Here is a 19,659-nt window from a genome sequence, read left to right on the forward strand (position 1 = left end):
CGCCTATGTCATAGACGCTGCACTGACCCAGGCACGAAGCGCATCGGTGGATCGCGTGTCGATCGTCACGCGCTTGTTCAGCGACAGCAATCTGTCACCACGACATTCCTGGTCGAGCGAATATGTGGCCGATGGCGTCACGATCGATCGCATTGCCACCGACGACCAGCGCTATCTGGAGAAAGAGGCGCTTGCCGCTGATCTGGTCGCGTTTACCGAGGCATTCTGCGACCATATCCGTCGATTGCCGAGACATCCCGATATCATTCACGCCCATTTCGCCGATGCAGCAGCCGTCGCCATCGAGGCGCAGCGCCGGTTCGGCATACCATTCGTCTACACCCCCCACGCGCTCGGTATCGACAAGCGTGCGCAAGGGTGTGCGGATGAGAGCGTGGATGCGCGGATCGACGCGGAACGTGCCGCCATCATTGCCGCGGACAGCATCATCGTCTCGACCCATGACGAAGCCGAACGCCAGCTGCGGGCGTATGGCGTGGCAATCGATGGCCGCATCCATTGCCTGCCCCCCGGCGTGCCGCAACGTCCGGTACCGCAGGGCGCGGCCACCTTGGCCGATCGGCTGGGCGCTTGGCTGGACCACCCGGAAAAACCCATCGTTCTCGCCATCGCAAGGCCAGTGCGCAAAAAGAACCTAGCCGCACTGATCCGCGCTTTCATGCTGACACCGGCACTGCGAGAGCGGGCGAACCTCGTGATCCTCGCCGGGCAACACGACCGGCCCTGCTCGCGGGAGGAGCAGGACGTGTTGACGGAAATGCGGGCACTCGCTGCGACACCGGCCTTGCGAGGCTCCATCGCCCTGCCCCCCTCGCATGACGCCGACGACGTATCCGCGCTCTATGCTCTGGCCGCGAAAGGCGGCGTCTTCGTCAATCCGGCCTTGCACGAACCGTTCGGCCTGACCCTGATCGAGGCGGCCGCGATGGGCGTGCCCGTGATCGCGACGATGAACGGGGGCCCCTGCGAGATTGTCGAGACGATCGGCCACGGCCTGCTCGTCGACCCGCGCGACGAGGATGCGATCGGACGCGCCTGTCTGGCGATCGTCGGCGATCCTGCACGCCATGCACGCTTGAGCGACGCAGCGACTGCCAATGTCGGCGCCTATGACTGGAAGCGCTACGCCACCGCCAGCATCGCGGTCTATGCCTCGGTCGGTGCTGCTCAGCCGGCACTCCTGGCATGCGACATCGACAACACGTTGACCGGCTGTGCGGCCGGTGCGCGGGCGTTTGCGGAGTGGCGCGCGGGCAGTGCGCTCCCCTTCGTCATCGCGACCGGTCGATCGTTCGATGCGGCCCGTGCGGTGCTGCGGCAATGGCGACTGCCCGAACCCGATGCCTATATCGTCGATGTCGGTACGCGGCTGATGGTCGTGGACGATGCCGGACGATGGCATGCCTGCCCGGATTATGCGGCGGCGCTGGACCATGACTGGGACCGCTCGGCTATCGCCCGTGCGCTCGCGCCGCTGGGTATCGAACGACAGCCAGCGGAAACGGACGGCCCGCACAAGCTCAGTTTCTTCGGCACCGCAACCGATGCCGCGCACATCCGCGCGGCGTTGGAGACGACAGGACTGAAGGCGCGCGTCATCTTCTCGCACGGGCATCTGATCGACGTGATCGCGCCGATGGGGGGCAAGGCCGCCGCCATTGCCGCCTATGCCGCGCGCCACGGCCTGTCGCTGAACCAATGCGTCGCCTCCGGTGACAGCGGCAATGACGTCGACATGCTGGAGGCATGCGGCCACGCGATCGTCGTGGCCAATGCCAGCGATGAGCTGGCGATGCTGACCCCGCGCGCCGGCTTGCATCGGGTAAGGTCCCGGCATGCGGCGGGTGTGATGGAGGGGCTGGACCTGCTCGGCCTGACGCACCGCGTCGCGGTTGCGGCATGATGCGCCCCTTCGGCTATTTCGTTCATCATCAGGGGCGTGGCCACGCCGAACGGTGCGCCGCGATCGCCAACGCGCTGCCGGCAAGGCGTCCGCTGACGATCTTTTGCGCCCGCGACGATATCTTCCCCGCCCTGCCCGCGCATGTCGACATCGTCCGCATCCCGTCGCTGTTCGAACCCATGGGGGGCGAGCCGACGACGATGAGCGATATTGCGACGCCGGCGACGCTCCACTGCGCGCCGCTCGGCTGGCCGGGCATTCGCCGCGCGATGGCGACGATTACGAGCTGGTTCGAAACCGCGAACCCCGCGCTGATGATCTGCGACGTCTCCGCCGAGATCGCGCAGCTCGCCCGGATATGCAGCGTGCCGCACGTCAAGGTGCTGCAGCATGGCGACCGGGGCGATCAGGGCCATCGTGCCGCCTATGATGGCGCAGCCGGTTTGCTTGCCGCGTTCCATGCGGGTCTGGCCCAGCCGGAATGGGATACGGCGATGCTGGCGAAAACCTGTTTCGCCGGTGGCCTGGGGGTCGATACCCGCGTGCCGGAGCGCGAACTTGCCCGACAGCGCATCGGTGTCGGCGCGCGGGAGGAGATGATTCTTGTCCTGTCCGGCGGGGGTGGTGACGGCTTCGGTCAGGCGCCGCTCGGCGTCGGTGCACGGGCGCGGCCGGGCGCGCGGTGGATCACGATCGGCCCGGTGCAGCGCGATTGGCACGCGACCGAACCGGCGAATATCGAGCATCGCGGCTGGGTGGACAATGCCGCCGACCATGTCGCCGCTGCGGACCTCGTCATCGCATCGACCGGCAACACTACCTGCCAGCAGATCCTCGCTGCCGGGAAACCCTGGCTGGCAATCCCGGAATGGCGCTATTTCGACGAACAGCACCGCAAGGCGGATGCGCTGGCCGCCGCCGGCGTCGCGTGCGTCCGCCCCCATCTTCCCTCGTCGGCCGAAGCATGGCATCACGCCCTGACCGAGACGCTCGCGACGCATCGCCCCGACGCCCAACGGGCGATGATCTCCGATACCCCCGCGGACGATGTCGCGGCGTGGCTGGAGGCGCTGTCGAAGCGCCTGTGGGCGCCCGCACCGGGCCTCATTCCCTCTCCCGATCTGACCGGAGCCTGACCCCATGAATGCCGTTTCCGTCGTCACGCTCGCCGGGGGTCGCCCGGACCATCTTCACAATTTGGTCCTCGGCCTCGGTCGTCAGACGCAATTGCCCGTCGAACTGATCGTCGCCGTGATGCAGGACGAGGCCTATGTGCTGCCCGATGCGCCGTTTCCCGTGCGCCAGATGGCGATGGCCTCCCCCGAACTGGCGCTGGCCGCAGCGCGCAACGCGGCCGCCCGTGCGACGACGGGCGACGCGATCGTCTTCCTCGACATGGATTGCATCCCCACGCCCACGCTGATTGCCGAGTATGCGCGTCGCCTCGATGAACTCGACGGACTGCTGATGGGCGAGGTGATGTACCTCCCCGGTGGCGCAACGCAGGGCGAATGGTCGTACGATGCCTTCGCCGGGGTGGCCGTGCGCCATTCCGACCGGCAGGGTCCACCCGCCGATGGCATCCAGCGCTGCGCCGACTATCGCTGCTTCTGGTCGCTGAATTTCGCCATGCGCCGCGCGACGTTCATCGCGAGCGGCGGCTTCGACGAACGCTATGTCGGCTATGGCGGTGAGGATACCGACTATGGCAAGACGATCGATCAGGCCGGCATTCCGATCGCCTGGATCAGGGGCGGCCTCGCCTATCACCAATACCATCCGCACCACATGCCGCCCGTCCACCACCTCGACAGCGTGGTCCGCAATGCCGAACTGTTCGAGTCCAAATGGGGCTATCGCACCATGGGCCATTGGCTCCACGCCTTTGCGCTGATGGGGCTGGTCGATCAGGCGCCGGGCCGCCCGATCCGCATCCTGCGCCGCCCCGATGCCGACGACCTCGCGCTGACCGGTCAGCAGAGCCACCAGCCCTATGCCAATACCGCCAGCGTGATCCGCATACTCGAAGAGCGGATCGCGGCATGAGGATCGCGCTGCTGGCGCATGTCCGCCAGCGGATCGCACAACCCTTCATGGGCGGGATGGAATCGCACAGCTGGTATCTGGCCGATGGGCTGATGGCGCGCGGGCATGACGTGGTGTTGTTCGCGGCGGGCGACAGCGACCCCCGCTTTGCGATCGATCCTGTCGTGGCCGAGCATTACGAACGCACGTTCCCCTGGGCCGAACACCGCGGATCGGCACCGCTGATCGCCCACCTCGATGCCGGCTATGCGTCGGCGTGCGACCGGATCGCAGCCGGGGGCTTTGACGTGGTCCATAACAACAGCCTGCATCGCTTCGCGATCGAGCCGCGCCGCACGGCGGTGGTGCCGACCGTCACGTCGCTGCACGTACCCCCCTACGACGCGCTTCACTGGTTCGTGAAGGAGAGCGCGACGCCGGGTCATCACCTGACCGTCACGTCGCAGCGGCAGATGGCCGCCTGGTGGCCGGACGGCGCGCCACGCCGGGCATCGGTATTGCACAACGGCATCGACGCGACGGCATGGCCCTTCGTCGCGAACGGTGACGGCAGCGCCGTATGGAGCGGCCGGATCACGCCCAACAAGGGCCCGCATCTGGCGATCGAGGCCGCGCGCATGGCGGGCGTGCCCTTGAAGCTGTTCGGACAGATCGAGGACCCCGATTACTGGGACGCGCGGGTCGCCCCTTTGCTGGGCGGCGACATACGATATGGCGGGCATCTGGACGGCGCGACGCTGGCGGCCGAGATGGGTCGTGCATCGGTGTTCCTGTTCACGCCATGCTGGGACGAACCGTTCGGTCTCGTCGCGGTCGAGGCGATGGCGTGCGGCCTGCCCGTCGCCGCGTTCGACATGGGTGCCGCGCGCGAGGTGATCGGCGAGGGTGGCTGCTTCGCCCCCGCGGACGATGCCGTGGCACTGGCGAAGGCGATTGGCGAGGCGATGGCGATTCCGCGCGATATCCCCCGCGAACGCGTCGAACGCCTGTTCACGCACGACCGGTGGCTGGACGCGTGCGAGGCGTTATACGCGCAGGTCCAGACCGTTTCCGCATGACCGGCATGGCAGACACGATCGTCGCGCAGCGGGCGATGCTGGACAAGCTGTATCGCCGCCATGTCGGTCAGGGCCAATCGTACGCCCTGGTCGACTTTCCCGACCACGCCAATGTCGGCGACAGCGCGATCTGGCTGGGAGAGACGCGCATGCTGCGTGCGATAACGGGGCGGGCACCGGATTATGTCTCGACATGGGCGGATTTCGACGAGGCGGCGTTCCGACGCGCCAGTCCCGACGGCGTGCTGTTCCTGCATGGCGGAGGCAATATCGGCGATATTTGGGCGCATCATCAGACGTTCCGGGAATATATCCTGCGCACCGTCCGCGACCGGCCGGTCGTGCAATTGCCGCAGTCGATCCATTTCCGTGACATCGCCCGGATCGGCTCGTTCGCGGGCCTCGTTGCGGACCATCCCGATCTGCACCTGTACGTCCGGGATCGGCAAAGCCTCGACTTAGCCGCCCGGCACCTGGCCTGCACCACCGACCTTGCGCCGGATTCGGCCTTCGCGCTGGGGCCGCAGATACGCAATGCACCGGCAGATTGTAACGTGCTGATGCTGATGCGCACCGACGCCGAACGCCGCCCGCAAGATCGATCGGTGCTGACCAACGTGGCCGGCGCGGTGATCCTCGATTGGTTGGACGATGATGCGTTGCCCGACACCGGCGGCGATACGACGGCACAGGCATATGATCGAATGGCTGCGGCACGGGTAGAGCGTGGCCTGCGCCTGCTGTCGCGCGGGCGCAGCATCGTCACCGACCGGCTGCATGCCCATATCCTCGCGACGCTGCTCGGCATCCCGCATGTCGCGCTCGACAATGATTACGGCAAGATATCCGCCTATATCACCTGCTGGACGGGCGATTGCGACGGTGTCCGCACCGCCGCGTCCGCGGAAGAGGTCGTCGCTGAACTCGGCTGCGTCGTATGACCGACATCAGCCTGCTGGTGTGCACGCGCAACCGGTCGCCCCAACTTGCCGCGACGCTTGCCTCCATCGACCGCGCGATCCACGGCGCGCCGCATCTGAAGATCGAGGTCGTGGTCGTCGACAACGGCTCCACCGACGACACCGCCGACCGGCTGACGGCATGGAGTGCCGAACGCCCCTTCCCCGTCCACCTGGTCCATGAACCACGTCCCGGCCTCGCGCGTGCCCGCAACATCGCGATGGCGCGGGCGAGCGGCCGCATCGTCGCGATGACCGATGACGATTGCGTGCTCGACAATGGTTATTTCCGCCAGCTCGCGACCTGTTTCGCCGATGTGACGGGACCGGCGATCATCGGCGGCCGCATCCTGCTCGGCGATCCCGCGGATCTGCCCGTGACCGTGAAGCTGGAAGATCACCCGATGATCGCGCCATGGGACATGTTTCCCGGCGGGTTCGTCATGGGCGCGAACCTTGCCATGACCGCCGATGCGATTGCGCGCATAGGTCGGTTCGACGAGCGTTTCGGCGCCGGCGCACGCTTCGTGTCGGCCGAGGACACCGACTTCCTGTTCCGCGCGCTGGGGCAGAATATCCCGGTCCGTTACGATCCCCGTTTCACCGTCAACCATCACCATGGCCGGCGGTGCCCGGATGAAGTCGTTCGACTGCTCGCCGGATACAGCTATGGAGACGGAGCCCTCTATGCAAAGCATTTCTTGAGAGATCATCGCGTCGTAAAAGCCATCTACAACGACATCAGGAATTTGATGCCTGGACGCAATGAGGCCGTTACGTCATTTTCAGGCATACAAAACTTTTATCTTTTTGTTCTTCGTTTCAAGGTAAAAGGTTTTTTTTCCTATCTAAAGATGGCCGTTCCCCTCTGATACGCATTCCGAGGATTTTGCTTAGCGGCCTCAATTTAAGTTATACGGGCATCAGGTCGCGCAATGGCGACAATGATCCGGTCAGTCGCTTCATGACCGCGATCAAGGGCCGCAGCGCCAATGTCGCCGACCATGCGGCGGTTGCAGCGGCGATCGCCGCGCGTGATCCGGACAACGCCCGCATCGCGATGCGCCGCATCATCGGCGACGTGCTGACGCTGATCGGGGCCCAGCCGGACTGACGAGAACGCGGTCGCAGAGCTCGACGAGCGGAGGCCGATTGCCTCTGTGACAGCGGCTTGGACCGGGCGCAGCACATGAACCGATTTGGCACGCACTGCACCGGACCCACGCCCGGTCGCCGGGATCCGCACCGTGAGAGACGATTGTCGGTTCGACGCCATGGTCGATGTGCGTCTGAGTCTCATCGAACGGTGAGGTTCGCGATGTGAAGGGCAGCGATCCGTCGAAGGTCAATCCGGTCCGGCAAGTTTGGCATTCGACGTATCGACGTTTTGCATCACGGTGGAAGTGTTGACGCCGGCGGACGATCGTTGGCCGGTGCGGACATTTGGCACGAACCCACCCGCCATCCGCTCCGCCCTAGCCATCCGCTGCGTTACAATGATGTTGCAGTACGGCAACACGTTGCGATCAAACCGGCATTTCGCCGCACGCCGGCTTGCCGCTCGCCACGAACGACATAAAGTGTCGCCAACCCGCACGGTAATAAGCCGATCGGGTCAAGGGGAACAGCATGAAGCGTGGATACTTGCTTGCGGGCATTTCATTGCCCGTGTCGATGGCGGCTTGGGCGACGGCGACCACGGCACAGACGATCCAGTCCGCGCCAAGTCAGGAAACGACCACCCAGGCGCAGACCGGACCCGATGACGATGCCGGCAACCAGATCGTCGTCATCGGCAGCCGCGTTGCCAATCGCACGGTGTCCGACAGTCCGGTACCGATCGACGTCATTTCCGAAAGCGCGTTGCAGGCATCGGGCACGGGCGAATTGAACAAGACGCTCAACCAGCTGGTACCGTCGTTCAATTTCCCGCAGCCATCGATCGCCGACGGCTCGGATGTCACGCGCCCGGCTACGCTCCGCGGCCTCAATCCCGACCAGACGCTGGTGCTGCTCAACGGCAAGCGTCGTCATGTCTCGGCGTTGCTCAACATCAACGGTACGGTCGGACGCGGTGCCGCCGCGGTCGACATGAACATGATCCCGGCGCTTGCGATCCAGCGGATCGAGGTGCTGCGTGACGGTGCCTCTTCCCAATATGGGTCGGACGCGATCGCCGGCGTCATCAACGTCCAGCTCAAGACCGCCTCCTCCGGCGGGCGTGCGCAGGTCAGCTACGGCAAATATGTAACGACGCTGGACGGCGTATCCAATTTCGACGGCTTGGTTGGCGGTCAGCCCGCGCTGGACGCGACCGATTCACGCTATCTCCAGGGCAGCAGCTCGGGCGAGCGCAAGGCTCGCGACGGCGTCTACACCACGTTCGGCGTCAACGTCGGCCTGCCGGTCGGTGACGGCGGGTTCTTCAACTTCACCGGCGAATATCGCGACCGCAATTTCACCAACCGGCAGGGCTACGACCTGCGGCCCAACTACATCCGTCCGACCACGACGACGTTCGATCCGCGCGAGGCGACCTTCAACCGGCTCGACTTCCGCTACGGCGATGCGAAGACCGAGGATTTTAACTTCCTCATCAATTCGTCCGTCCCGCTGGGAAGCGCCGAATTCTACGCTTTCGCGACCTACGGGCATCGCGACGGACTGTCGGCGGCCAATTTCCGCCAGCAATCGGCCGCGACCAACCGGGACTTTTCGGTGCTGCAACCCAGCACGGCCCCGACCACCGGCAATTTCGTCGGGCTGACGCCGGACGGTTACCTGCCCAAGATCCAGTCGAACATCGACGACATGTCGGTGACCAGCGGCCTCCGCGCGGACCTCGCCGGCTTCAAGGGCGACTTTTCGCTCGGCTTCGGTCGCAACGAACTGAACTATCGGACCGAGGACAGCGTCAACGTATCGTTCGGGCCGCAAAGCCAGCGCTCGTTCGACGCCGGCGGCCTCGCCTTTTCCCAGATCCTCGCCAATGCCGACCTGTCGCGCCAATTCGACGCGGGTCTCGCCGGCCCGCTGTCGTTCGCGTTCGGCGGCGAATACCGCCACGAAATCTACCAGATCCGCCCCGGCGATCCCCAATCGTACCAGACGGGACCGTTCTTCGTCGCCGCCCGCACGACGCCCGAGGCGAATTGCAGGGCGCTCGGCGGGCTGCCCGGCACCAACAATGCCTGCACCTTCCCCGGACGTGCCGCAGCGGCGGGCGCGCAGGGGTTCGGCGGCCTGCCCGCCTCCGCACGCACCAACGTCGACCGCGACAGCTTTGCAGGCTATGTCGAATTCGACGCCGACCTGTTCACCGGCCTGACCGCAACGGCCGCCGGCCGCTACGAACATTACAGCGATTTCGGCGATACCGTGAACGGCAAGCTCGCGTTGCGGTATGAATTCGTCCAGGGCTTCGCGATCCGCGGATCGGTGTCCAACGGTTTCCGGGCGCCATCGCTGCACCAGCAATATTTCACCACCACCTCCACCAACTTCCTCGCCGGCGTGCCGGTGGACGTCTCGACGGTGCCGGTCAGCAGCCCGGTTGCGCGCGCGCTCGGTTCCCAGCCGCTCGATCCCGAAAAGTCGCTCAACCTGTCGGGCGGCGCCACGCTCAATCCGTTCCGTGGTTTCAACGTCACGGTCGATTACTTCCACATCAAGATCAAGGATCGCATCGTGCTGTCCGAAAATCTCGGCGCGGCCGGGGTCGGAACCGCAGCGCAGAACAGCGCAGTGCAGGCGGTGCTGGCGGCGAACGGCTTCAGCAACGTCGGTGCCGCGCGCTTCTTCATCAACGGCCTGGACACGACGACCCAGGGCGTCGACGCGGTGGCGACCTATCGCGCCAATCTCGGCGGCCTTGGCGCATGGAATTTCTCGGCAGCCTATAATTACACGCAGAACCAGATCGACAAGCGGCTGAACAATCTCGGCTCGCTGGCGCAGATCCCGGGCCTGGTCCTGTTCGGCCGGGTCGAAGGCATCCGCTTCGAACGCGGCCAGCCGCGCACCAAGGTCGTACTGGCGACCGACGGCAAGATCGCCGGCGTCGGCGTGTCGGCGCGCACGACCCGCTATGGCTCGGTCATCTCACCGGAAACGACCGCGCCGCTCGGTGCCGATGCGACGAGCCTCACCGCGCTGGGGCCGGACGATCAGGTCCTGCGGCCGAAGTGGATCACCGATTTCTCGCTCAGCTATGAATTGCAGGGCGTGCAACTGACGCTGGGGGTCGACAATGCGTTCGACGTCTATCCCGATCGTCGTCCGTTCGGCCTGCGCCCATCGAGCGTCGGCGGCAGCTATCCCGCGACGTATCAATTCCTGCCGTACAGCGGCTTTTCGCCGTTCGGCTTCAACGGCCGCTTCCTGTACGCGCGGGCGGCGATCAATTTCTGACCGTTACGGGCGCGGGCACTGGTGTGTCCGCGCCCATCGGCTATGGTCCGGCGATGGTCTGGCAGCATCTTTCGACCGTCGATTGCCTCGCGATCGCTATCGTGGTGCTATCGCTGGCGGCGATCGTCCCGCTCCAGCGCCGGGATCGTCGGCTGCGACAGCGCCGGGCGGCCGAATGGCACGAGCAATATTTCCACAAGGGCGGCCTGGTCCGCGCGCTCATGCGCCGATGGCGACATGGGCCGGCACGCCTGACCGACCAGCGACCGCAACCGGATCCCGGCGAATAGGAACGGCACGACGTCCGCCGTCCCCCTCGCCTGGGCCATCCGCACGACAATGACGCAGAACGAACGAGGGGACCGCACGATGATGCAGATGTGGCGATGGATGGCGGGAACGCTGGCGCTGGCCGTTCCGGGCGCCGCCGATGCGCAGCAATTGCGCCCCGATCAGACGGCCTTTCGTGCGCTGTACCAGGAGCTGGTCGAAACCGATACCAGCATCACCACCGGCAGTTGCACCGCGCTGGCCGACAAGGTTGCCGTGCGGCTGAAGGCAGCCGGTTACGCCGACGATCAGATCACATCCTTCGCTGCGCCCGATCACCCAAAGGAGGGCGGCCTGGTGGTCGTGCTGCCCGGATCGTCCGCGACGGCGAAGCCGATGCTGCTGCTCGGCCATATCGACGTGGTGGCCGCCAAGCGCGAGGACTGGACCCGCGATCCCTACAAGATGGTCGAAGAGAACGGCTATTTCTATGGCAGCGGGACGCAGGACATGAAGGCGATGGACGCGATCTGGATCGATTCCATGATCCGCTTCAAACAGAGCGGCTACCGCCCCAAACGGACGATCAAGCTGGCGCTGACCTGCGGCGAGGAAACCAGCACAGCGTTTAACGGCGCGCAATGGCTGGCCAAAAACAAACCCGATCTGATCGCCGCCGAATTCGCGCTGAACGAAGGGGGCGGCGGCCGTTCGGATGGCAACGGCAAGCTCGTCATCGCCAACATGCATGTCGGTGAAAAGGCGGCGGTCAATTACCGGATCGAGGCGACCAACCCTGGCGGGCACAGCTCCGCACCGGTGCGCGACAATGCGATCTACGAACTGGCCGACGCGCTGGTGAAGCTGCGCGCCTATGACTTCCCCGTGCAGCTGAGCGACACGACGCGCGCCTATTTCCGCATCGCCGGCAAGGCGCGCGGCGACGCCATGGGCCAGGCGATGGTCGCGATCGCCGCCGATCCCGCCGACAAGACGGCGGAGGCGACGCTGAACGGCGATAAAAGCTATCATTCGATGTTACGCACCACCTGTGTCGCCACGCTGCTGGATGGCGGTCATGCCAACAACGCCCTGCCCCAGCGTGCGGCGGCCAACGTCAACTGCCGCATCTTTCCCGGCGTATCTGCGGCGCAGGTGCGCGAGACGATCGCCACGGTCATCGACGATCCGCGCATGACGGTGAAGCAGACCGACGATCGGGGTCCGGCCGCCGTGCCGCCGCCGCTCGATCCAAAGATCATCAAGCCGGCCGAAACGCTCCTCGCCAAATACTATCCCGGCGTGCCACTCGCGCCGACCATGTCAACGGGGGCCACCGACGGCATCTATCTCGGCGCGATCGGCATCCCCGTCTATGGTCCACCGGGCGTCTATGGCGATCCCGACGGCAACGGCACGCATGGCCTGAACGAGCGCGCGAGCGTCAAGGCCGTCTATACCGGCCGCGACTATCTGTACGATCTCGTCAGGGCATATGCCGGATAGGCGGGTGGCCTAGGGCTTGGCCGCGGCCTTCTGACCAGGCAGCGCGGTCAGATAGGCGACGATCGCGGGAACGTCCTGTTCCGCGATCGGCGCCTTGTAGACCTCGCGCATCTTGGTGACGGTGGCCTTCCACTGATCCTCCGACAGCGCCGGCTGGGTCAGCGCCATGCTCGCCGAATGGCAGGCGGTACAATTGGCATTGACCACATCGGCATGCGGACCGTCCGGATAGGTCGCCTCGTCCACCGGCAGGTCGACGCTGGTCGATGCGAGCGTGAAGCCGTTCGCCGCCACGCTGCTTGGCGCTGCGACGCTTGAGGTCGCGGCGATGGCCGCGGGTGGCTTGCGGTTGTTGGGCGTGCCGATGCTTATCAGCACGATCGCCGCGATCCCGACGACGCCGCCGGCGATCAATCCTGCAGAGGGTGGCTTCATGGCGATGTCCTCAGGCCGCGACGATCGTCGTCGTTTCGATATTGCCGCGCATGAAACCGCCGGGGTTCCAGATCGGCCGCATCGGCTGGGCGAGCCCCCGCGTGTTCCAGCAGCGCGTCAGGATCGCGTTGGCGCCGCGGCGCAGCGGGACGCGCCCGTCCCAACGGCGAAAGCCGTAGCGCCCCTCATCGGGGCCCAGCGTCGTCTTGTACCACGTGCGGCCGCCATCGGACGATACGTCCACCTTGGCGACGCCGCAGTCCCCGCCCATCGCGATGCCGCCCACCGGGATCGACGGCTCCAGTGCAACCACCTGCCCGGCGGGCAAGCTCGTCATCCAGCTGCGCGGTATCATCCGGTTGATCGGCACGGTCGGAAAATCCTTGGAACCCGGCGTCACGTCGGCGCCCGGCGTCGACGGGATCTTATAGGCCTTGGCCATCCAGTAATTATCGTCGGCGGCCGGCAGCACCTCGATCGTGTCCAGCATCTTCACCCAATAGGTGGAATACCAGCCGGGGACGATCAGGCGGCACGGAAATCCGTTCAGCAACGGCAGCTGTTCGCCGTTCATGCCGAACGCGATCATCACCTCGCCATCGCGCGCATGATCGATATCCAGCGCCTTCTCGAAATCCGGCGCACCCGCGACCGCCGGCTTGTCCAGCGCACCGAAGCGGACCTGCACCGCCCCCGCCTTCACCCCGGCAAGGTCGAGCACGTCGCGCAGGCGCACGCCCATCCACTTCGCATTGCCCATCGCGCCATGGCCCCATTGCGCGCCGGGCACGCGCGGCTGGAACAGGCCGCGGCTGTTGCCCGAACACTGGTTCACCGCCGCCAGTTCGACGCGCGGCATCGCCAGCAATTGCGCGAGGCTGATCGACAAGGGGCGGCCGACGTGGCCGAACACCTTCAGCCGAAACCGCTCGACGTCGATCGCCGTCGGAATGTCGGCCCAATGCCATCGGACGAAGAACTGGTCGTTGGGGGTGAAGACCGATCGGTCGAACACGTCCATCGGCGTTTCCAGCAGCGGCGGGTGCATGCGCTGCAGGATCATGCTTCCCTTACCGGGAAAGGCGCTCGTCATCGGCCGTTCGCCGTTGCCGCCGGGCAGCCGCAGGTCGACCAGCTGCTGGGCGATCGCGGGCGCCGCAGCACCCGTGATCGCCGCCGCACCGAGCAGCCGGCGGCGGCTGGTACGGGTCGCCAGCCAGGTATTCAGCGTGTCCACGCGATCGTCTCCCGCATCAAAAGATCAGCAACGCGGCGGCAAACGCCAGCGCAAGCGCGACCAGCGACGATGCCACGATGACCAGCAACGGCTTGATACCCGTCCCGAGCAGCGCATTCATCGGCGCGCGGATGCCGGTCGCCGCCACCGCACATGCCAGGAATGCGGTCGCCAGCGTCTGCGCGGACCGTCCGACGATCGGGGGGACCGGCACGACCGAATTGACCGCCGCCACCACGAAGAATCCGGTGACGAACCACGGCACCGACAGCTTGGTCTTCTTGCCATCCGAAGCCGGGAAGAAGACGGTCAGCAGCGCCAGCACCGGCGCCAGCAGCGCGACGCGGGTCAGCTTGACGATCGTCGCCACCTCACCGGCGTGGTCCGAAAAGGAATAGCCGGCACCGATCGCCTGCGCCACGTCGTGGATCGACGCGCCCAGCATCAATCCCGCCTGCCGGTCCGACAGGCCAACCGAATGCGCGATCAGCGGATAGAAGAACATCGCGGTGGCGCTCGCTGCCGAAATGCCGACCAGCACCAGCGCCAGCTGCGCCTGGTTGACCCGGCGTTCCCCCAGCGTCGTCGCCAGCGCCAGCGCGGCCGAGGCGCCGCAGATCGCCACCGCGCCGCCCGCCAGCGTCCCGAACGCGCTCGACAGCCCCATCGCGCGGGCCACCAGCACGCCGGTGCCCAGCGTCGCCAGCAGGATCAGCACCACCGCCAGCAATGTCGATGGTCCCAGCCCGACGATCTGCGCGATGGTCACGCGCGCGCCGACCAGCACGATGCCCCAGCGCAACAGCGTTCGGGACGCAAAGCCAAGTCCGGCCGCCATTCGTGGATCGTTGCCGAGGAAGTTGAGCGCCAGACCGATCAGCAGCGCCATCAGCGTCAATGGCGCGCTATAGTGATCGGCGACGAAGCCCGCCGCCATCGTCGCCAGCGCCGCGACCACCAGTCCCGGCCCGTTTTCCGTCCACCGCTTCGGCGGATCGGGCTCAAGATCGTTGAACAGATCCGCGGCGCGGGGATAGTCGGCGGCGTCCCTCATCGTTTCACGCCGTCATCGGCAAACGAGGCGAACAGCGGCGCATGCTCGCTGTCCGCACACCAGAATACGGGTGGCCTACCCAGGGGCGCCGCGACCTCGACATGCGCCCCGCCCTCGAACCGGTCGCCGGTCCACAGGTGCACCCACTGCGCGCCGGCGGGAAGATAGGCGGACCACGTATCGCGATCGGCCTCGATCACCGGCGCGACGATCATGTCGCGGCCCAGCCCGAATTGCGTCTCGATGCCCCAGCATGCGGCATCCTCTTCCCAATCCAGCAACAGCGCGCGTTGCACGGGCAGGCCGCTCGTCGCCGCCGCCTCGCACAGCGTCCGCATGTACGGAGCCAGCGCCGCATGCACGCGGGTCATGTCGACGAAATGCGACAGTACCGCCGCATCGCCGTCCAGTTGCAAATTGTCGTCGGGCCGATTGCCCTCATGACTGCGCATCACCGGGGAAAACGCGCTGAGTTCGCTCCAGCGCATCAGCAATTCGGGTGTGCGGACGTTGCCATACAGGCTCGTATACCCGCCAAGGTCGCTATGATGATAGGCGTTGCCGACCATCCCCGACGACAGCGCGGCGCGGATCACCGTGCCGATCCCGTCATGACGCGAAAAGTCGACGCATTGGTCGCCCGCCCACAGCAACGGGCAATGACGCCCGACACCGGTGAACCCCGCACGCATGAAGAACAGGGCATCGCCAGTCCGCCCGCGCGATGCGATGGCGCGGGCATTCACCTCCGCCCAGATCGTCGGCCAGGCGTTGTGCGCCAGCATGCCATCCGTACCGTCGTACAGCCGCACGTCGGTCGGCAGATATTCTCCAAAGTCCGCCATCCAGCCGGACAGGCCGTAATCGAGCATCTCGCGCCCGATCACCCGATCCGCGAACCAGTCGGCCGCGGCAGGGTTCGTGAAATCGACGATGCCGCAGTCGAATTCGCCGAAATCGACCACATAGGGTTCGTCGCCATCGATCCGCAGCGCCAGATAGCCGGCGGCGAGCGCTTCGGCGTACAGCGATCCGTCGATCGCCAGATACGGATTGACGTAGCCGAGGAAGCGGATGCCGCGCGCCGCCAGAGCCGCAATCCGGTCGCGCAACGCCGGATAGCGCGCCTCGTTGGCCTTCCAGTCCCAGAACAGGCGCTTGCCGAAACTGGTGACGCGCAGGCCGACCCAATCCTCGCACCACAGACCGCTGACCACCGCGCCTGCGGCGATCATCGCCTCCATCCGCGCGAAGCTCTCCTCGCCTTGCTTCAGGCCCAGGATCGCGCCGTCACAGGCCCAGGCCGGCAGCATCGGCTGGCGACCGAACCGCGTCGACAATTGCGTCACCAGCGCGGCGAAACGATCCGCGCCGAACAATTCGATCCGCGCCGGGATCTCCCACGCCTCGATCTCGTGGAATGCCGGGTCGCGGAAATCGAAGCAGCTATAGGCGGTGGTGTCGAGGTGGAACGCATAGCGCCGCGACGAGACATAGGTCGGCTGCGGATAATTGGTGTTCCAATAATCCCCGCCCGATCGCCCGTCGCGATCGCACTGGAACGTCATCAGCGTCGACTTGTCGCGACCGACGCCCGGTTCGGACGTCCACAGGGGAAACCGGCGGCCCGCCATATCGAAATAGGACATCTGCTCGCCGCCGCCCCACAACCGCTCGCCCGGCTCGGCGACGCAGCGCAGCCACACGCGATTGAGCGCGGGGTCGAGCGCGGTCAGCGCCAGCGCACCGCCATCGATCTCGATGCGCAGCAGCGGCTCACCGCCCGCTGCCGCCAGCGTCACCGTCTCACCCTCGATGCTCGCATCGACCAGCGGCATCCGGGCGTCGAGCCGGTCCGACAGGAAGTAATTGCCGCGGTACATGTCGACATCCGCATGTCCGGTCCCGACGAACAGCGCGGGCGTGTCGGGCCGATGCCGCAGCACCAGCGTGCCGCCGATGGCGAGGTCGAAACCGCCCTCGCACGGGATCAGCCGCAGCACGCTCATGCGGCCACTCGCGCACGCTGGTCGCGCAGCGCCGCCGCGGCGACCTGCTGCCCGACCAGCGCCAGTTGCCCGGCCACCGCCTCGTCGCCGCACCCGCCCTCCGCGTCGAACCGGCATTGCGCGCTGTTGATCGCCGCGGCGAACGGTGTCGGCCAGCCGCGCAGGGCATGGACGATCGACCGGAGCGCCGCGACCGTGGTGCCCGTCGCCTGCCATCCGTACGCCGTCGCGACCAATCCCACCGGCACGTCGCTCAGGTAGACCCGGACGTCCCCGGCCGTTTCCTCGAGCAGGTCGATGGCGTTCTTCACCAGCCCCGACACGCTGCCGTGATAGCCCGGACTGGCGATGATGACGCCGGACGCCCGCCGCACCGCATCGACCAGCGCCGTCTCGCCGGGAAGCCGCAGCGCGCCCGGCGTATACAGCGGCAGCGCAGCCAGCGCCCCGCCGCCGAAGCACAGCGTGTCGACGCCCTGGTCGGCAGCGGCCCGCAACGCGATCCGCAATGCGCGCTCGGTCGAGGATCCCGCACTGGTCGTGCCGCCGATGCCGACGACGAGCGGACGGGTCATGGTGGCGGTCATCATCGTCTCTCCTGATGGCCGGCCGCCCTTTCGCGGGGTGGCCGTGCCGGATGTCTATCAGTCCAGCGACAGCGGCCCATGCTGCATCCTGGGCAGCACATGGCGGGCGAACAGGTCCGCCTCCGCGGCATGCGGATATCCGGACAGGATGAACGCCTCGATCCCCATGTCCTGATACATCCGCAGCTTGCCGAGCACCTGGTCCGGATCGCCGACGATCGCGGCGCCGCAGCCCGATCGCGCGCGACCGACGCCGGTCCACAGATGCTCTTCCGCATAGCCGTCGTCGGTCGCATTCTCGCGCAGGGCCGCCTGTGCCGCGACGCCGGTGGAGGTGGTGTCGAGCGACTTGTTGCGGATTGCCTCGCCCTCGGCCGCATCCAGCTTCGACAGCAGCCGGTCCGCCGCTGCCCTTGCCTCCGCCTCGGTATCGCGCACGACGACATGGGCGCGATAGCCGAACTTCAGCGTCCGGCCGTGGCGTGCGGCGCGCGCGGTCATGTCGTCCATGATCTCGCGCACGACCTCCTGCTTGTCCGGCCACATCAGGTACACGTCGCAGCCCTGCGCCGCCGCCTCGCGCGCGTCCGGCGACAGGCCGCCGAAATACAAGGGCGGGCATTTGCCGGACACCGTTGTCACCGCCGGCGGATCCAGCTTTAGCTGCCAGAATTCGCCCTGGTGATCGAGCGCCTCGCCGTTCAGCATCGCCTTCAGGATCTGCATCGCCTCCAGCGTGCGGGCATAGCGCGGCGCCGACGCCAGCTTCTCGCCCGGCAGGTCGGAGGAGATGATGTTCACCGTCAACCGCCCGCCCAGGATGCGGTCGATCGTCGCGATCTGGCGCGCCAGCTGCGGTGGCCAGCTTTCGCCGATCCGCACCGCCATCAGCAGGCGGATGCGCTGCACCATCGTCGCGATCGCCGCGGCAAAGGCGGTGGTATCGATGCCCAGCGCATAGCCCGACGGCAGCAGGATATTGTCGAAACCGCCGCTTTCCGCCTGCAGCACGATGTCCCGGCAATGCTCCCAGCTGGATTTCAGCTTGGGTTCCGGCACGCCGAGAAATTCATAGTCGTCGTCGCACAGCGCCGAAAACCAGCTGACTTCGCAAGGCTTCGTCATGGCAGTCTCTCTCCAAGGCTCGCCTCCAGGACGGCATACCATTCGGCACGGGTCCAGCGCGGCGTGTAGGCGTCCGGTATCGTTGCGATCCTGGACGGATTCTGGGTGCCGACGATCGGGATCGGCCGGGCGGGATGCGCCATGATCCAGCTATAGGCGACCGCGGCACGATCGACGCCGGCCTCTTCGGCCTTGTGGTCGAGCAGCGCGACGACGGCGCGGCTGCGCTCGTCCTGCGGATCGGCCAGCCGGCCGCCGCCCAGCGGCGACCAGGCCAGCACCGCCATGTTCCGGGTCATCGCCTGGTCCAGCAGGCCGTCGAACAGCGGCGCGGTGGCGAGCGCCGAGAATTCCGGCTGGTGGCTGACCACCCGCACGGTCAGGAAACTCGCCAGCGCCGCCGCCTGCGCCGGCGTATGGTTGGAAACACCGACCGCCGCGATCTTGCCGGCCGTCTGCGCATCGTCCAGCGCACGCGCGACCTCCTGCGGATGCGCCAGCAGATCGGGCCGGTGGATCTGGTACAGGTCGATGCGCTCGCAACCCAGCCGCGACAGCGATGCATCGATCGCCGCGGCCAGATACGTCGCGCTCGAATCATACGGCACGCCCATCCTGATGCCGCCCTTGCTGGCAAGGACCATGCGGTCGCGCAGCGCCGGGGCCTCGGCCAGCACCCGCCCCAGCAGCGATTCGGCGGCGCCGAACGGTTCGCCATTGTCGGGACCGTAGATGTCGGCCGTGTCCAGCAGGGTGACGCCGGCGTCCAGCGCCGCCTCCACCCGCATGCGCGCGGCGGCGACGTCGTCGCCTGCGAAACGCCACATGCCCCAGGCAATGGAGCTGACGGTCAGGCCGGAGTCGCCGAGGGCGACCATGCGATCGGGTGATTTGATGTAAGACACCGTTGTCTTATGGTTCGAAATCGGCATAAAGAAAAGCCGGAAATGGCGACGCGTCGATCGCCACCGTGCTGACCGGTCAAGAAAAACTACCGCGACCGCCAGCTGACGACATGGAAATCGCCGCCGCGGCGATG

General features: G+C 66.5%; 17 protein-coding genes. 10 read left to right on the forward strand and 7 right to left on the reverse strand.

Annotated elements, in window-relative coordinates:
• Positions 1 to 55: 55 nt before the first annotated feature.
• The 10 genes from GTH33_RS13920 (at position 56) to GTH33_RS13965 (ending at position 12,173) form a co-directional block, all read left to right on the forward strand.
• Complete coding sequence (locus GTH33_RS13920) at positions 56 to 1,924, forward strand: HAD-IIB family hydrolase (protein WP_249054906.1); 1,869 nt, start codon at positions 56 to 58, stop codon at positions 1,922 to 1,924.
• Entirely contained in the window at positions 1,921 to 3,060 is a 1,140-nt protein-coding gene (locus GTH33_RS13925; protein ID WP_163958903.1) for a glycosyltransferase, read from the forward strand. Before GTH33_RS13920 ends, GTH33_RS13925 begins: the two co-directional genes overlap by 4 nt.
• Positions 3,061 to 3,064: 4 nt before the next feature.
• The gene (locus tag GTH33_RS13930) at positions 3,065 to 3,970 is read left to right on the forward strand and encodes a glycosyltransferase (RefSeq protein ID WP_163958904.1); all 906 of its coding nucleotides are present in this window, start codon (positions 3,065 to 3,067) and stop codon (positions 3,968 to 3,970) included.
• Entirely contained in the window at positions 3,967 to 5,028 is a 1,062-nt protein-coding gene (locus tag GTH33_RS13935) for a glycosyltransferase (protein ID WP_163958905.1), read from the forward strand. The genes GTH33_RS13930 and GTH33_RS13935 overlap by 4 nt, the downstream gene beginning before the upstream one ends.
• Entirely contained in the window at positions 5,025 to 5,969 is a 945-nt protein-coding gene (locus GTH33_RS13940; protein WP_163958906.1) for a polysaccharide pyruvyl transferase family protein, read from the forward strand. The genes GTH33_RS13935 and GTH33_RS13940 overlap by 4 nt, the downstream gene beginning before the upstream one ends.
• Entirely contained in the window at positions 5,966 to 6,859 is an 894-nt protein-coding gene (locus tag GTH33_RS13945; protein ID WP_163958907.1) for a glycosyltransferase family 2 protein, read from the forward strand. The genes GTH33_RS13940 and GTH33_RS13945 overlap by 4 nt, the downstream gene beginning before the upstream one ends.
• Before the next feature lie 17 nt (positions 6,860 to 6,876).
• Positions 6,877 to 7,101, forward strand: coding sequence for an FCD domain-containing protein (locus GTH33_RS18395; protein ID WP_212592693.1), 225 nt, complete (start codon positions 6,877 to 6,879; stop codon positions 7,099 to 7,101).
• 515 nt (positions 7,102 to 7,616) lie between these two features.
• Entirely contained in the window at positions 7,617 to 10,397 is a 2,781-nt protein-coding gene (locus tag GTH33_RS13955) for a TonB-dependent receptor plug domain-containing protein (RefSeq protein WP_163958908.1), read from the forward strand.
• A 23-nt stretch (positions 10,398 to 10,420) separates the two neighbouring features.
• A complete protein-coding gene (locus GTH33_RS13960) occupies positions 10,421 to 10,687 on the forward strand; it encodes a hypothetical protein (RefSeq protein WP_163958909.1) in 267 nt (88 codons plus the stop codon).
• 79 nt (positions 10,688 to 10,766) lie between these two features.
• Positions 10,767 to 12,173 (forward strand): M20/M25/M40 family metallo-hydrolase, encoded by a 1,407-nt coding sequence (locus GTH33_RS13965; protein WP_163958910.1) that lies wholly within the window; start codon positions 10,767 to 10,769, stop codon positions 12,171 to 12,173.
• Between the two features lie 9 nt (positions 12,174 to 12,182).
• On the opposite strand, the gene GTH33_RS13970 is transcribed toward GTH33_RS13965, so the two are convergent.
• The 7 genes from GTH33_RS13970 to GTH33_RS14000 are packed head-to-tail and all read right to left on the reverse strand — an operon-like array spanning position 12,183 to position 19,498.
• The gene (locus GTH33_RS13970) at positions 12,183 to 12,608 is read right to left on the reverse strand and encodes a hypothetical protein (protein ID WP_163958911.1); all 426 of its coding nucleotides are present in this window, start codon (positions 12,606 to 12,608) and stop codon (positions 12,183 to 12,185) included.
• Positions 12,609 to 12,618: 10 nt separating this feature from the next.
• Complete coding sequence (locus GTH33_RS13975; RefSeq protein WP_163958912.1) at positions 12,619 to 13,845, reverse strand: molybdopterin-dependent oxidoreductase; 1,227 nt, start codon at positions 13,843 to 13,845, stop codon at positions 12,619 to 12,621.
• Between the two features lie 16 nt (positions 13,846 to 13,861).
• The gene (locus GTH33_RS13980; RefSeq protein ID WP_163958913.1) at positions 13,862 to 14,899 is read right to left on the reverse strand and encodes a YeiH family protein; all 1,038 of its coding nucleotides are present in this window, start codon (positions 14,897 to 14,899) and stop codon (positions 13,862 to 13,864) included.
• Positions 14,896 to 16,908, reverse strand: a complete 2,013-nt coding sequence (locus GTH33_RS13985; protein WP_163958914.1) for an alpha-glucosidase — start codon at positions 16,906 to 16,908, stop codon at positions 14,896 to 14,898. The genes GTH33_RS13980 and GTH33_RS13985 overlap by 4 nt, the downstream gene beginning before the upstream one ends.
• Positions 16,905 to 17,498, reverse strand: a complete 594-nt coding sequence (locus tag GTH33_RS13990) for an NADPH-dependent FMN reductase (protein ID WP_243848226.1) — start codon at positions 17,496 to 17,498, stop codon at positions 16,905 to 16,907. The genes GTH33_RS13985 and GTH33_RS13990 overlap by 4 nt, the downstream gene beginning before the upstream one ends.
• Positions 17,499 to 17,552: 54 nt before the next feature.
• Positions 17,553 to 18,620: an LLM class flavin-dependent oxidoreductase gene (locus tag GTH33_RS13995; protein WP_163958915.1), complete on the reverse strand. Its 1,068-nt coding sequence runs from the start codon at positions 18,618 to 18,620 to the stop codon at positions 17,553 to 17,555.
• Positions 18,617 to 19,498, reverse strand: a complete 882-nt coding sequence (locus GTH33_RS14000) for an aldo/keto reductase (protein ID WP_243848250.1) — start codon at positions 19,496 to 19,498, stop codon at positions 18,617 to 18,619. Before GTH33_RS14000 ends, GTH33_RS13995 begins: the two co-directional genes overlap by 4 nt.
• Positions 19,499 to 19,659: the final 161 nt, after the last annotated feature.

The organism is Sphingomonas insulae, assembly GCF_010450875.1.
In the GTDB taxonomy this organism is placed as follows: Bacteria; Pseudomonadota; Alphaproteobacteria; order Sphingomonadales; family Sphingomonadaceae; genus Sphingomonas; species Sphingomonas insulae.

What these genes read in the sequence shown, in the direction of transcription:
- GTH33_RS13925 (WP_163958903.1), top strand. Translation starts at nt 1,921, where the DNA reads ATGATGCGCCCCTTCGGCTATTTCGTTCATCATCAGGGGCGTGGCCAC.
- GTH33_RS13930 (WP_163958904.1), top strand. Translation starts at nt 3,065, where the DNA reads ATGAATGCCGTTTCCGTCGTCACGCTCGCCGGGGGTCGCCCGGACCAT.
- GTH33_RS13935 (WP_163958905.1), top strand. Translation starts at nt 3,967, where the DNA reads ATGAGGATCGCGCTGCTGGCGCATGTCCGCCAGCGGATCGCACAACCC.
- GTH33_RS13940 (WP_163958906.1), top strand. Translation starts at nt 5,025, where the DNA reads ATGACCGGCATGGCAGACACGATCGTCGCGCAGCGGGCGATGCTGGAC.
- GTH33_RS13945 (WP_163958907.1), top strand. Translation starts at nt 5,966, where the DNA reads ATGACCGACATCAGCCTGCTGGTGTGCACGCGCAACCGGTCGCCCCAA.
- GTH33_RS13955 (WP_163958908.1), top strand. Translation starts at nt 7,617, where the DNA reads ATGAAGCGTGGATACTTGCTTGCGGGCATTTCATTGCCCGTGTCGATG.
- GTH33_RS13965 (WP_163958910.1), top strand. Translation starts at nt 10,767, where the DNA reads ATGATGCAGATGTGGCGATGGATGGCGGGAACGCTGGCGCTGGCCGTT.
- GTH33_RS13970 (WP_163958911.1), bottom strand. Translation starts at nt 12,608, where the DNA reads ATGAAGCCACCCTCTGCAGGATTGATCGCCGGCGGCGTCGTCGGGATC.
- GTH33_RS13980 (WP_163958913.1), bottom strand. Translation starts at nt 14,899, where the DNA reads ATGAGGGACGCCGCCGACTATCCCCGCGCCGCGGATCTGTTCAACGAT.
- GTH33_RS13985 (WP_163958914.1), bottom strand. Translation starts at nt 16,908, where the DNA reads ATGAGCGTGCTGCGGCTGATCCCGTGCGAGGGCGGTTTCGACCTCGCC.
- GTH33_RS13990 (WP_243848226.1), bottom strand. Translation starts at nt 17,498, where the DNA reads ATGATGACCGCCACCATGACCCGTCCGCTCGTCGTCGGCATCGGCGGC.
- GTH33_RS13995 (WP_163958915.1), bottom strand. Translation starts at nt 18,620, where the DNA reads ATGACGAAGCCTTGCGAAGTCAGCTGGTTTTCGGCGCTGTGCGACGAC.
- GTH33_RS14000 (WP_243848250.1), bottom strand. Translation starts at nt 19,498, where the DNA reads ATGGTCGCCCTCGGCGACTCCGGCCTGACCGTCAGCTCCATTGCCTGG.